Here is a 13544-nt window from a genome sequence, read left to right as displayed (position 1 = left end):
CCCGCCCGGTGGCCGGTGCGGCTGGGTATCGTGGCAGGACAGGGAGAGATCGGCGGGGTGCCCCCGCAGTTACGCGAGGAGTGCTCACGATGTCGGCCAGTCGCTATACGTATCTCGGCCCCGCGGGCACCTTCACCGAGGCCGCGCTGCGCAGCCTTCCCGAGGCCGCGACCCGTGAGCTGGTGCCGATGGTGTCGGTGCCGGCCGCCCTGGACGCGGTGCGCGCCGGTGAGGCCGCGGCCGCCCTGGTGCCGATCGAGAACTCCGTCGAGGGCGGGGTGACCACCACCCTCGACGAACTCGCCGGCGGCGAGCCGCTGATGATCTACCGCGAGGTGCTGCTGCCGATCGCCTTCGCGCTGCTGGTGCGCCCCGGAACGGTGCTCAGCGACATCAAGACGGTGACCGGGCACCCGGTCGCCCAGCCGCAGGTGCGCAAGTGGCTGGCGGCCCAACTCCCGGAGGCCGTGTGGGAGTCGGCGGCGTCCAACGCCGACGGCGCGCGGCTGGTGCAGGAGGGCCGCTACGACGGCGCGTTCGCGGGTGAGTTCGCGGCGGCGACGTACGGGCTGGAGCCGCTGGTCACCGACATCCATGACGCACAGAACGCCGCCACCCGGTTCGTCCTGGTGGGCCGACCGGCCCGGCCCGCGGCGCCGACCGGCGCGGACAAGACCTCGGTCGTGCTGTGGCTGTCCGAGGACCACCCCGGTGCGCTGCTCGAACTGCTCCAGGAGTACGCGGTGCGCGGCGTCAGCATGACGCGGATCGAGTCCCGGCCGACCGGCGAGGGCATCGGCCGCTACTGCTTCTCGGTGGACTGCGAGGGGCACATCACCGACCGCCGGGTCAGCGAGGTGCTGATGGGGCTCAAGCGGATCTGCCGCGATGTGCGGTTCCTCGGCTCGTATCCGCGGGCGGACGAGATGGCGCCGACCGTGCGGGGGCAGATGTCTGATTCGGCGTTCACCGAGGCGTCGGACTGGCTGGCGCGCTGTCTGGACGGGCGCGGCTGAGCCGCTCAGAGTCGGGGGCGACCTGCGGGTTCGGGGCGGCTGTGAGTTGTCCACAAAGTTATCCACAGGCTCGGTTCTCGACCTGTGGGTAAGTCGACAGAAGAGTCGGACAGAGTCGACATATCGCCCTACTGACACCACACCGTGGCACATCACTCCACAGCACCTCAGCTCGGACGCCGTCAGCGCAATTTACGCGATCAATCCTTTAGGGCGAGGTAATCCCACACGAAAGAGTGCATGAACAGGGTTTGGCCAGGGATTCCATAGCCGAGCATTTCGGGAGCGGAATGATCACCTCCGACTTCCACAGATCTCACACACAGCCTGTGGATAAGAATCCGGGAACCGCCCACCCCTGTGGACAACTGGGGGATTCGCCGGGGAAAACCCGCGGCTCAACTCCCGCCGCCCACGCAGTGGATCACTCGGCGCGCCCGCCACGAAGGCCCCACGAAAGCCTCATCGCGGACATCAGGAATTCTCCCCCGCCCCTCATCTCCTTATCTCCCCCTTAACCCCCACTTACCCCGCACACCCCTCAGGGCACCTCCACCCCCTAAGGGAATAAACCTCCCAAAACGGGCAAAGCGATTTACCGGAGATTATCGCGTCGAGGGACGGGGTGCGGCCCCGGTAGCCTGGGGGGGTGATTGACCTTCGCCTGCTCCGTGAGGACCCCGACCGTGTGCGCGCGTCCCAGCGCGCCCGTGGAGAGGACGTCGACCTCGTCGACGCACTCCTCTCCGCCGACGAGCGGCGCAGGTCGTCCAGCGTCCGCTTCGACGAGCTGCGTGCCGAGCAGAAGTCGCTCGGCAAGCTCATCCCCAAGGCCACCGGCGACGAGAAGGCCGAGCTGCTGAAGAAGGCCGGCGAGCTCGCCGCCGCCGTCAAGGCCGCCGACGCCGCCCAGGACGAGGCCAAGGAAGAGACCCAGCAGCTGCTGCTGAAGCTCGGCAACCTCGTCCACCCCGACGTACCGGTCGGCGGCGAGGAGGACTTCACGGTCCTGGAGACGCACGGCACCATCCGCGACTTCGCCGCCGAGGGCTTCGAGCCCAAGGACCACCTCGAGATCGGCGAGCTGCTCGGCGCGATCGACGTCGAGCGCGGCGCCAAGGTGTCCGGCTCGCGCTTCTACTACCTGACGGGCGTCGGCGCGCTGCTGGAGCTCGCCCTCGTCAACGCCGCCATCGCCCAGGCCACCGCGGCCGGTTTCACGCCGATGCTGACCCCCGCGCTGGTCCGCCCGCGCGCCATGGAAGGCACCGGCTTCCTCGGCCAGGCCGCCGAGAACGTCTACCACCTGGAGAAGGACGACTACTACCTGGTCGGCACCTCCGAGGTCCCGCTCGCCGCGTACCACATGGACGAGATCGTCGACGCCGCCAAGCTGCCGCTGCGCTACGCCGGTTTCTCCCCGTGCTTCCGCCGCGAGGCCGGCACGTACGGCAAGGACACCCGCGGCATCTTCCGGGTCCACCAGTTCGACAAGGTGGAGATGTTCTCCTACGTCGCGCCGGACGACGCGCAGGCCGAGCACCAGCGGCTGCTGGACTGGGAGAAGCAGTGGCTGACCGGTCTGGAGCTGCCGTTCCAGGTGATCGATGTCGCCACCGGTGACCTCGGCGCCTCGGCCTCCCGCAAGTTCGACTGTGAGGCGTGGATCCCCACCCAGGGCAAGTACCGCGAGCTGACCTCGGCCTCGAACTGCGACGAGTTCCAGGCCCGCCGGCTCTCGGTCCGGATGCGCGAGACCGTGGGCGGCAAGCAGAAGGTCCAGCCGCTCGCGACGCTCAACGGCACGCTCTGCGCCGTCCCGCGCACGATCGTGGCGATCTTCGAGAACCACCAGCAGGCGGACGGCTCGGTGCGCGTCCCCGAGGTGCTCCGTCCCTACCTGGGCGGCAGGGAGATCCTGGAGCCCGTCACCAAGTGAGCGCATCAGCTCCGGCGGCCGTGCCGCCGCTGCCGTACAAGCTCATCGCGACGGATCTCGACGGCACGCTGCTGCGCTCCGACGAGACCGTCTCCGAGCGCACCCGCCAGGCGCTCGCCGCGGCCACCGCGGCGGGCGCGGCGCACATCGTCGTCACCGGCCGTGCGGTGCCCTGGACACGGCACATCCTCGACGCCCTGGGCTACCAGGGCCTCGCGGTGTGCGGCCAGGGCGGGCAGGTCTACCACGCAGGTGAGCACCGGCTCCTGACGTCGGTGACGCTCGACCGCCAGCTGGCCGGGCTCGCGCTGTCCAAGATCGAGGCGGAGGTCGGCCCGCTGTTCCTGGCGGCGAGCCGGGACGGGCTGGACGGCGAGGTGCTGGTCGGACCCGGCTACCGCGTCCAGGAAGGCCCGCTGCCGAACGTCATGATCGACGAGCCCGGCGAGCTGTGGACGGCCCCGCTCAACAAGGTCTACCTCCAGCACCCGACGCTGGACGACGATGCGTTGGCGGCGACGGCGCGGCAGGTCGCCGGTGATCTGGTGGGCGTGACGGTGGCCGGTGCGGGCATCGTCGAACTGCTGCCGCTCGGCCTGACGAAGGCCACCGGCCTGTCGCTGGCGGCCCGCCGCCTGGGCCTCACCGCCAAGGAGACCCTGGCCTTCGGCGATATGCCCAACGACCTCCCGATGTTCGCCTGGGCCGCACACGGCGTGGCAATGGCCAACGCCCACGACGAACTGAAGGCCGTCGCGGACGAGGTCACCGCCTCCAACGAGGACGACGGCATCGCGGTCGTCCTGGAGCGGCTTTACGGGGGCTGAGGGCTACAGGGAGATCGCACCCGCGGTGGGCTGGGGGCATACCGCACCTACGGCTGCGGGAATGCCGCCCCGCGGCTGCGGGAAGGCCGCCGCATGGCTGCGCGAATACGGCCCTACGGCTTTTGGAAGACCGCCCACGGCTGTGGGAAGCCGCCCCACACTGCGGGAATGCCGTCCCCTGCCCTCGCGTTGTGGCCCCCGAGGGGGGCCTCGCCTCCCCTACGGGATGTGTTCGCCCCGCCCTTAGGGGCCGTAGGGGCCGGCCTGTGGTTCCTCCTCGGGTGCTTCCTTGGGTTCGTGCTCCGGTGCGTCCTGCGGTGTGTCCTTCGGTTCGTGCTCCGGTACGTCCTTCGGTGCGTCGTCCGCTTTCCCTTCCGGTTCCTCCTCCGGTACGGCCGCCTCCGGCGTCAGCGGCCAGGCCGCCAGGCCCATGACCAGCGCGATGGCATGGCCGAAGTCGGTGAAGGTCGCGCCGGTCGTCAGCGGAATGCCGAAGAAGATCAGCACCCCGGCGAGGTACCCGTAGCGCCAGGGCGGCCACAGCCGGTAGGTCAGCAGACCGGCGGCCGCCGCCAGCCCGTAGGAGACGCCGATGTCGACGACGTGCGTCATCGAGCGCGGCAGCTGGTGGCCCTCGATGGCCAGCAGCACGAGTTCCTGGCTGGCCAGCGTGGCGGCGATATGCGCGCCACCGACGGTCAGCAGCCAGCGCCAGCTCCCCACCCAGCGCTCGACGTTGGCGTGCAGCAGCTCGAACATCACCACGTAGAGCAGGAACGACTCAGGACGTTCGATCCAGAAGCCGCTGATGAGCAGCGAGGGCAGCGGATGCTCGTTCAGCTCGTGGATGTTGCTGCTGGTGCGGTGGACGAGGAACTGCTCCAGCCCCTCGGAGGCCGAGGCGATCACGAGGCTGGTGACGCCGATGATCAGCAGCCAGATGTGGGTGCCGGGTGTCGAACGCACCCATGCCTTCGCCCAGCTCAGCGGGTTGTGGCCGGACCGCCAGGCCCCGCCGTCGCGCGGCGGCTCCATCAGAGGCCGCGACGGCCGTACCGTCCACGGTCTCATCGGCGCCGTCCCCGGGCGGCCGGCGAGGTGACGATGAGTGGTCCCGGCCCCTTGACCTGCCTGATACGGGGCGCACTCTCCATCGTCCGTACGCCGGGCAGCGCCGCGACCCGGGTCGTCAGATACGTGTAGAGCGCGCCGCCATCCCGGCACAGGACGGACGCGAAGAGGTTGTTCGGGCCGGTGGTGGCACCGGCGAAGGCGACCTCCGGGTGGGCCGCCAACGCCTCGCCGGCGGCGGCGAGTTCGGCCGGTGCGACGGACAGCCAGAGGGCGGCCATCACGCCGAACCCGAACTGCCGCAGGTCGTAGTCGACGTCGTAGTACAGGACCCCGGCGGCGCGCAGCTCGGCGAGCCGGCGGCGGACCGTGGTGGGCGACCAGCCGGTGGCGGCGGCGAGTTCGGCCAGCGGCGTACGGCCGTCACGGGCGAGCGCGTCGAAGAGCCGGCGGTCGGCGTCGCTGAGCACCACCGGCGTGCCGGATGCTTCTGCTTCGGCGGCCGGGGCAGGGTTTCCTTCCGGGTCGGGGCTTCCGTCCGGGTCGGGGCCTCCTTCCGGGGCCGGGCCTCCTTCCGGGGCCGGAGGCGGGCCGAGCCGGGCGATCTCCTCGTCGGTCAGCGCACCGGACTTGCTGATGATGCCGCGCGGGCCGCCGTAGAACTCGTGCAGCAGACAGTGCGCGGTGACGCCGACGACGCTGGGGGTCCGGGGCAGCTTCTGTAACAGCAGTGCATCGCTGTGCTCGCTGCTTGCGGCGCGGCAGACCGCGGCGATCTCGGTGCCGCCGGACATCAGACTGACCCAGGACGTGTCCGAGCGGCGGGCCAGCGCCTCGGCTACGGTGACCGCGGCCTCCGGCGTGCACTGGATCCGCACCATCCATGTGACCTCGCCCAGCGCCCGCGCATCGGCCAGGCCCAGCACCTTGAGCGCACCGCTGGTGCGATGCCGGCTGTAGCGCCGGGCCACGGTCTGGTCGGAAACCCCGAGCACCTCGGCGATCCGGCTGAACGGTGCCCGGCCGTCGATCTGAAGCGCATGGGCGAGCCGGCGGTCGAGCGCGTCAAAACCCTCGCTGTGGGTGCCGGCCTTTCCGTCGATTTTCACCATTAGAGGCTAGCGCGTGTCGGATTGCGCCGCCGGGAGCGAGCCGGCTGGGAGTGCACCGGGTGGGGACCGGACCGTGGATCGGTCGGCACCACGCACACGTTCGCCCTACGACGACGGAGGACAACTGGTCATGCGGAGCACACCCGGGACGGGGGCCACGCCGGTCGGCACGACGCCGGGCCGGCGCGGGAAGTGGTGGCCGCTGGTCGCCCTCACCCTCGGGAACTTCCTGCTGCTGGTCGATGTGACGATCGTGAACACCGCGCTGCCCCGGATGGCCGACGGGCTGGGCGCGTCCTTCACCTCGCTCCAGTGGGTGCTGGACATCTACGCGCTGGCGCTGGCCGCGCTGTTGATGGTCGCGGGCTCGGCGGCGGACCTCTTCGGGCGGCGCCGGCTGTACATGGCCGGGCTGACGCTGTTCGCGCTCGCCTCGCTGGCCTGCGGACTGGCCCCGGACGCGGGCCTGCTGATCGCGGCCCGGGCCGTCCAGGGCGTGGGCGCGGCGGCGATATTCGCCACCAACACCCCGCTGCTGATGGCCGCCTATCAAGGCCGGGACCGCGGTGTGGCGTTCGGCGTCTGGGGCGGCACCAGTGGCGCCGCGGCCGCGACCGGCCCCGTGCTGGGCGGGCTGCTCACCGAGTACGCGGACTGGCGGGCGATCTTCCTGGTCAATCTGCCGCTGACCGCCGTTGCGGGGTGGATCACGCTGCGCCGGGTCCACGAGTCGTACGGCGACTTCCCCCACCCTCGAACGAACTCGGCCGAGGGGACCCCCATGGCCCGGATCGACTGGCCGGGTGCCGCGTCGTTCACGCTGTGCACGGGCGCGCTGACGTACGGGCTGATGCGCGGCGGTGAGCGGGGCTGGACGGAAGGTGGGACGCTCACGTCGCTGGTGGGCGCGGCGTTGGCGCTGCTGGTGTTCCTCGTCGTCGAGCGGCGGGTGCGCCGGCCGCTGCTGGACCTGGGGCTGCTGCGCCGGCCGTCGTTCGCGACGCTGATGACGGCGGCGCTGCTGCTCCAGGCCGCGGCGTTCCCTTACCTGACGTTCGTGGGGCTGTGGGTGCAGAACGTTGTGGGCCTGAGCCCGGTGCAGGCGGGGCTGGCGGTGACACCGATGGCGCTGATGTCCCTGCTGGTCGGCGCGCTGGGCGGTCGGCAGTTGCAGCGGATGGCACCTCAAGTTCCGGTTGGCATCGGCCTGTTGCTGGTGGGGGCCGGTGCGCTGCTCCAGTACGCGCTGCTCGACGACGGCTCCGGCTGGGCGGTGCTGGTCCCCGGGCTCGCGGTGAGCGGGCTCGGCATCGGCATGGCGATGCCGGTCCTGGTCTCGGCGGCGCTCGGCGCGGCGCCCCCGCAGCGGGCCGGCATGGCGAGCGGCGCCGTGAACACCTTCCGCCAGCTGGGCTACGCCCTGGGCATCGCTCTGCTCGGCACCGTCTTCGCCGACGCGGTGCACGCGGTCGGGCCCGGCGCCTCCCGCCGTGCCGTCGCGGCCGGGTACGTCGCCGGGCTGACGGACCTCATGCTGATCTCGGGGGTGGTGGCCCTGGGGGCAGGGTTGTTGGTGCTGAGGGTGGTACGGCAGTCGGGCGGCGGTGCGGGGGAGGGGGCCGCGGAGAGTGCCGCGGAGAGTGAGCGCGCCCTGGAAGCGGAGGCCGCCGCTTCTGACCGTACGGGCGCGGGGGCCGGGGCATAGTGCCCGCCGCGCGCGGGGGCCGGGGCATAGTGCCCGCCGCGCGCGGGGCCGGACGGCCAGGGCTTGTGACGGTCGGGGGTTGTGACGGTCAGGGCTTGTGACGGTCAGGGCTTGTGACGGTCAGGGCTTGTGACGGTGAGGAGGCGTCCCCCTTGGGGGAGTGCCCCTCAGGAGGTGTGCCCCTCAGGCGTGTGCCCCTCAGGCGTGTGCCCCTCAGGGCCTGCCCGGGGCGGAGGCGGCCCTCTCCACCGGTTCCTGGATCTCGGTGACCCATTGCTCCTGGTCCGGTGGGCACTCCAGGTACAACTCCCGGGCGTACCCGGCGGATCGGTAGCCGTTGGCGTCGATCCAGTGCGCGAGGTTCTGTGCGGTCGGCATGATCCGGCTCATCGGACCGCGGTGCACCACCGTGGCGGCGCACTCCAGCGCGGGCAGGGTGACCACGTCGAAGCCGAGGCCGGTGGCGACGGGGGTGCCTGGGCGGCCGGCCGAACCGTCGTTCGCCGCACCGGCCTTGGCCAGGGCTTCCGACGTCACCGCCATCCCCGCATGGACGACGACGGCGCCCTCGGCCCCCTCCCCGCGCCCTCCTTCCGCCGCGTCCTCGTAGTACGCCAGCCCCGGTCCCGCCGGGGTCACCCCCGCCGTCTCCAGCAGCCGGCACAGCTCGGCGTAGAGCGGCGTGATCACCGGGCCGATGTCCTCGGGCCCGTAACTGGCGGCATGGCCGCTGAGCTCCGCGAGCAGGACCGTTCCGGTGTGCTTGACCACCACATCGTCGGCAGACATGCGTCCCTCACTCTCGATCGTCCGGAGCCTCGCCTCGACCTGCGCCAGCCGCGCAGCGGCCGCCGTCAGCGTCGCTTCCAGCTCGGCACGCCGCAGCCGCAGCATGCCGCGCAGCTCCGGCACGCTCACCTCCTCGGCCAGGATCGCCCCCACCTGCTGGAGGCTGAATCCAAGGTCCTTGAGGGCGATGATGCGGTTGAGCCGGGCGAGCTGGGCCGCCTCGTAGTAGCGGTAGCCGCTGACGGGGTCGGTCCGGGCCGGGCGCAGCAGCCCGATCGCGTCGTAGTGGCGCAGCATGCGGGCCGACACCCGGCCGTACCGGGCAAAGTCTCCGATGGTGAACATGACGCCTTCCAGTGGAGTGCTTTCCACAGTGTCAAGGTCAAGTGCGTGCGCGACCAGGGGCGTGGCCGCGCACCTGAGCCCCGAGGCCGCGGGACAGGTCCAGGGCACGGGACAGGTCCAGGGCAGGAGCACGGCGTCAAGCGCGCATGTCCACGGGCGGGGGACAGGGACAGGGGCGGGGCACAGGGGCGGGGGGACAAGGGCGGGGGACAGGGCGCCGGTACCGCCGCGTCACCACCGCCCCACAATCGGCCACCGGGCAGCAGCATCGCGTCAAGTAGCGTCCGCAACCCGTCAATGACGCGTCAGCGACGGGCGGAGGGCCCCTTCGGGCGGGCATAGCGTCGGCAGAGCCGAGCCCCGGCGTATGCACTTCCACCGGTCCGGGGCCGCCGATGTCCTGTTCGAGGAGCAACGCCGTGTCCCACTCTCTGTACGCGGAAGATCCCGAGCCTTCCGATCGCGTCCCGGCCGGGCCTCTGTTCGTCCCCGTCCGGTCGGGCCCCGCGGGCTGTACGGCCCGTCTGTTCCGCACGCCGCTCGGTGGCCGTACCGCCGTCGGCTTCACCTCTGCCCAGCGGCTCGTCACCGCCCTCGGGGACGGTCAGCGCTGGATCCGGCTCTCCGAGCCCGCGCTGCGTGCGCTGGCCGAGCCCGTCGGAGCCACCGTGGTGACCGTCGACCCGCGGCTCGCCCCGGAGATGTCCCGGATGCCGAGGACGCACCCCCACCTACGGGCCGTCTGAGAGGGGGCGCACGCTCATGAGCCACAGCACTCTGCCCCGGACCGCCCACGAGGGCGACGCCCCGCCACCGGCCACCGCCACCACGGCCGCGACGGCCGCCACCCCGGCCACCACAGCCACCACCGAGGTGCCCTCGCGCACCACGCCCGTGGCACCCCGTACCGCCTCCCGGTCCGTCTGGCCGGCCTCCGCGGCGCTGCTCCCGCACGGTGAGGTCGCCGTCGCCGGTGTCCCGCTCACCGAACTGGCCGACCGCTTCGGCACCCCCGCCTACGTCCTGGACGAGGACGAGGTGCGCCACCGCTGCCGCGCCTACCTGCGGGCCTTCCCCGACACCGATGTCTACTACGCGGCCAAGGCGTTCCTGTGCCGCGCCATGGTCCACTGGGTGCAGGAGGAGGGTCTGGGCCTGGACGTCTGCTCCGCCGGTGAACTGGAACTGGCCGTGACCACCGGGTTTCCGCCCGAGCGGATCGTGCTGCACGGCAACGCCAAGAGCCCGGCCGACCTGGCGACCGCGCTGCGCCTCGGCGTCGGACGCATCGTCATCGACTCCCCCTCGGAGATCGTCCGGCTGGCCGCCGCGGTCCCGGCCGGCACCCGCCAGCGCGTGCTGATCAGGGTGGTACCGGGGATCGCCGCGGGCGGCCACGCCAAGATCCGTACGGGGACCGACGACCAGAAGTTCGGGCTGTCGATCGCCGACGGCTCGGCGCAGCACGCCATCACCCGGGTGCTCAGCCAACCGCGCCTCGAACTGGCCGGTCTGCACTGCCACTTGGGCTCACAGATCACCACCGCCAAGCCGTATCTGGCGGCCGTACGGAGGCTGGTCGGTCTGCTGGCCCGGATCCGCGAACAGCACGGGATCACCCTCCCTGAGCTGGACCTCGGCGGCGGCCACGGAGTCGCCTACCGCCCCGGCGAGCCCGCGCTCGACCCCGCCGCGCTCGGCACCAGGATCCACGCGGAGCTGGTACGCGGCTGCGCGGCGGCGGGCCTGCCGGTACCCCGACTCGCCGTCGAACCCGGCCGCGCCATCGCGGGTCCGGCGGGGGTCGTCCTCTACCGGGTGCTGTCCGTCAAACGGACCGGTGCGCACACGTTCGTGGCGGTGGACGGCGGGATGAGCGACAACCCGCGGCCCGCGCTGTACGGGGTGCGCTATGCGCCGCGGCTGGTCGGCCGCGGCTCGCTCGCCGCGCCGGAGCCCGTCACCGTCGTCGGCCGGCACTGCGAAGCCGGCGATGTGCTGGCCGACGAGGTCCAGTTGCCCGGCGACATCCGGCCCGGCGATCTGCTGGCCGTCCCCGTCGCCGGTGCGTACCACCTCTCCATGGCCTCCGGCTACAACCTCGTCGGCCGGCCCCCGGTCATCGCGGTCACCGACGGCCGCGCCCGCCTTCTCGTACGGCGCGAATCCCTGGCGGACATTCAGGAGCGGGATATCGGCCTGTGAGGGGGCGGGGGCCGGGCCCGCGACGACCGGTTGCGGGCCTCGACCGACCAGGTCCCGGGCCTGGCCCGACGGTTCGCGGGCGCGGACCGACCGGTTGCGGACCCGGCCCCGGCCTGTGCCAGCGCGTCTCATGCTCCTGCGCGTCTCATGCGCTGCTCGTCTCATGCTCCTGCTCGTCTCATGCTCCTATTTCCGTGTACGATGAATGCGTCAGTTGTAGGATGACTGGGCAACCAGCGCCTCGGGCGGGACGAACGGGGACGGGGGAACGGACGGACATGGCACTTCAGGCAGCCGGTCGGCAATCCCTCGTGGACACCGTCGTCGACGCCCTGCGGTCCCAACTGGCAGCCGGGGAGTGGCCGGTCGGCTCCCGTATCCCCACCGAGCATGCGCTCGCCGAGCAGCTCCAGGTCGGCCGTAACACCGTGCGCGAGGCGGTACGGGTGCTCGTACACGCCGGAATGCTGCGGTCACGGCAGGGCGAGGGCACCTTCGTCGTCTCCACGGCGGACCCCGGCGACATCATGCGCAGCGTCCAACGGGCCGGTGTCCGCGACGTTCTGGAGTTGCGGATCGCCCTGGAGGCGGAGGCCGCCCGGCTGGCCGCGCTGCGGCACCGGCCCGCCGACCTGGAGCGGATGCGGGCGGCCCTGGACGCCCAGGCGGAGTTGGCGGACGCGGAGGGGCAACCCGCTTCCGGCAATCTGGAGCTCTACGCCGATCACGACATCGCGTTCCACAGAGCCGTCGTCGAGGCCGCGCACAACACCGCGCTGACGGCGACCTACGGCTGGTTCAGCAGCTCGGTGCGGGAGGCCCTGGTCAGTGCGCTCGACGACCGGGCGATGCCGAGGATCGTGCACGGCGACCACTGCGCCGTCATGGACGCGATCGCGGCGGGCGACCCGGAGGCCGCGGAACGGGCCACCCGCGAACTGCTGGAGAAGCCGAAGCGGGCCGTGGAGGCCCTGCTGGGCGACGACCGACCGCTGGGCACCGTGGAGCGCTGAGCCTCCTCCTCACCCTCCCCCGTTCCCTCTTACGCTCCCCCTCCCCCTCCCCCCGCTTGCGCTTCCCTTCTCGAACCACTCTTGGCGAGGTACCCACCCATGTCAGCGCCCCGGTCCGCAGCACCCTTGATCGACGCCGAGGAGGATCTGGTCGCCGCACCGCCGGCCGCCACGGCCCGTCGGCGGCTGCGGGCCGCGCACCCGGCGCTGGTCCTGACCGGGATCGTGCTCGCCGCGCTCAACATGCGGGCGGCACTGGCCGGGGCTTCACCGCTGCTCGGTGAGATCGGCGCACACTTCCGTCTGGCCGCGACCGCCAGCAGCCTGGTGACCACCATCCCGCTGATCTTCATGGGCCTGGGCTCGATCGCCGCGCCGCGGCTGGCACGCCGCTGGGGCACCGAAACGGTGCTGTGCGGTGCGCTGTTGATGCTGTGCGGCGGCATCGTGCTGCGGATCGCGCCGCCGATGGTGGCGCTGTTCGCCGGCTGCGCGGTGGTCGGCACCGCGATAGCCCTGCTGAACGTGGTGATGCCGGGCCTGATCAAGCGCGACTTCCCGGACCGGGCCGCCGGCATGACGGCGCTGTACTCGACGGCGATGATCCTGGGCGCGACCGTCTCCGCCGCATCCGCGGTCCCGCTGGAGAACGTGCTCGGCAGCTGGCAGGGATCACTGGTCTCCTGGGCGCTGCCGGCCGCCGTCGCCGCGGTGATCTGGGTGACCATGGCGCTGCCGGCCCGGCGCAGCAACGGCCATGGCGTGCCCGCGGCCACTGCCGCGCACCCGGCGCAGGACGGGCCGAGGCTCAGCCGCTCGCCGCTGGCCTGGCAGGTCACGCTCTTCATGGGCTCGCAGTCGCTGATCGCGTATGTGGTCATCGCCTGGATGCCGACGATCTTCACCGACCACGGGATGGGCAAGGGCGAGGCGGGCCTGGTCTTCGCCTTCAGCACGCTGGTGCAGATGGCCGGTTCGTTCGTCGTGCCGATGCTCGCGGGGCGGATGCGCCGGCAGCGGCTGCTGGGTGTGACGGTCTCGGGGCTGATGGCCTGCGGAGTCACCGGGTTGCTGCTGGCTCCGGTGGCGGGTGCCTGGCTGTGGGCCGCGCTGCTCGGTGTCGGGCAGGGTGGGGCGCTGGGACTGGCCCTGACGATGATGGTGCTGCGCTCCGGCGACGCCCACACCGCCGCGCGCCTCTCCGGTATGGCACAGGCCGGGGGCTATCTGCTGGCCGCCGCCGGGCCGTTGGCGCTCGGCGCCGTCCACCAGGCCACCGGCGGCTGGACCGTCCCCCTCCTGCTGCTGCTCGCCGTCTGCACCGGTCTGGCCCTGCTGGGCATGGGCGCGGGCCGCGACCGGCGGATCGGCGAGGGCGGAAGGCGCAAGGCGGACGACGGCGTAGCGGCGTAGCGGCGTAGCGGCGTAGCGGCGTAGCGGCGAGGAGCAACGGTGGCCGCGGGCTCTTGTCCTGGCGTCGGCGGCCTCGTGTGGGCTCCATGACGACGGAGTGAACGATCTT

General features: G+C 72.0%; 11 protein-coding genes. 8 read left to right on the top strand and 3 right to left on the bottom strand.

The window, feature by feature from the left end:
- Positions 1 to 89: 89 nt before the first annotated feature.
- The 3 genes from pheA to ACZ55A_RS17785 all read left to right on the top strand — a co-directional run bounded on the left by pheA (position 90) and on the right by ACZ55A_RS17785 (position 3782).
- Positions 90 to 1016 (top strand): prephenate dehydratase, encoded by a 927-nt coding sequence (gene pheA, locus ACZ55A_RS17795; RefSeq protein ID WP_468840712.1) that lies wholly within the window; start codon positions 90 to 92, stop codon positions 1014 to 1016.
- Between the two features lie 649 nt (positions 1017 to 1665).
- Positions 1666 to 2955, top strand: a complete 1290-nt coding sequence (gene serS / locus ACZ55A_RS17790) for a serine--tRNA ligase (RefSeq protein WP_468840710.1) — start codon at positions 1666 to 1668, stop codon at positions 2953 to 2955.
- The gene (locus ACZ55A_RS17785; RefSeq protein ID WP_468840708.1) at positions 2952 to 3782 is read left to right on the top strand and encodes an HAD family hydrolase; all 831 of its coding nucleotides are present in this window, start codon (positions 2952 to 2954) and stop codon (positions 3780 to 3782) included. Before serS ends, ACZ55A_RS17785 begins: the two co-directional genes overlap by 4 nt.
- A gap of 243 nt (positions 3783 to 4025) precedes the next feature.
- Here ACZ55A_RS17785 and ACZ55A_RS17780 read toward each other — a convergent pair whose 3' ends face one another.
- Positions 4026 to 4817, bottom strand: a complete 792-nt coding sequence (locus tag ACZ55A_RS17780; RefSeq protein ID WP_468840885.1) for a rhomboid-like protein — start codon at positions 4815 to 4817, stop codon at positions 4026 to 4028.
- Between the two features lie 32 nt (positions 4818 to 4849).
- Positions 4850 to 5965: an Lrp/AsnC family transcriptional regulator gene (locus ACZ55A_RS17775; protein ID WP_468840706.1), complete on the bottom strand. Its 1116-nt coding sequence runs from the start codon at positions 5963 to 5965 to the stop codon at positions 4850 to 4852.
- Positions 5966 to 6095: 130 nt separating this feature from the next.
- On the opposite strand from ACZ55A_RS17775, the gene ACZ55A_RS17770 reads away from it, so the two are divergent.
- A complete protein-coding gene (locus ACZ55A_RS17770) occupies positions 6096 to 7670 on the top strand; it encodes an MFS transporter (protein WP_468840704.1) in 1575 nt (524 codons plus the stop codon).
- A 213-nt stretch (positions 7671 to 7883) separates the two neighbouring features.
- Here the strand turns inward: ACZ55A_RS17770 and ACZ55A_RS17765 are convergent, their stop codons facing one another.
- Entirely contained in the window at positions 7884 to 8804 is a 921-nt protein-coding gene (locus tag ACZ55A_RS17765; protein ID WP_468840702.1) for a MerR family transcriptional regulator, read from the bottom strand.
- A gap of 419 nt (positions 8805 to 9223) precedes the next feature.
- Between ACZ55A_RS17765 and ACZ55A_RS17760 the strand changes: the two genes are divergently transcribed.
- From ACZ55A_RS17760 to ACZ55A_RS17745, 4 genes are all read left to right on the top strand, one after another.
- A complete protein-coding gene (locus ACZ55A_RS17760; protein ID WP_468840700.1) occupies positions 9224 to 9550 on the top strand; it encodes an SAV_915 family protein in 327 nt (108 codons plus the stop codon).
- Between the two features lie 16 nt (positions 9551 to 9566).
- The gene (lysA, locus tag ACZ55A_RS17755; protein WP_468840698.1) at positions 9567 to 11009 is read left to right on the top strand and encodes a diaminopimelate decarboxylase; all 1443 of its coding nucleotides are present in this window, start codon (positions 9567 to 9569) and stop codon (positions 11007 to 11009) included.
- Positions 11010 to 11287: 278 nt separating this feature from the next.
- A complete protein-coding gene (locus ACZ55A_RS17750) occupies positions 11288 to 12022 on the top strand; it encodes a FadR/GntR family transcriptional regulator (protein WP_468840696.1) in 735 nt (244 codons plus the stop codon).
- A 99-nt stretch (positions 12023 to 12121) separates the two neighbouring features.
- Positions 12122 to 13435: a CynX/NimT family MFS transporter gene (locus ACZ55A_RS17745; RefSeq protein ID WP_468840694.1), complete on the top strand. Its 1314-nt coding sequence runs from the start codon at positions 12122 to 12124 to the stop codon at positions 13433 to 13435.
- Positions 13436 to 13544: the final 109 nt, after the last annotated feature.

The sequence above is a fragment of the Streptomyces sp. NPDC034111 genome, assembly GCF_055575375.1.
Note: the sequence above shows the minus strand (reverse complement) of the source record. Positions and strands in the feature narration are given on the sequence as shown.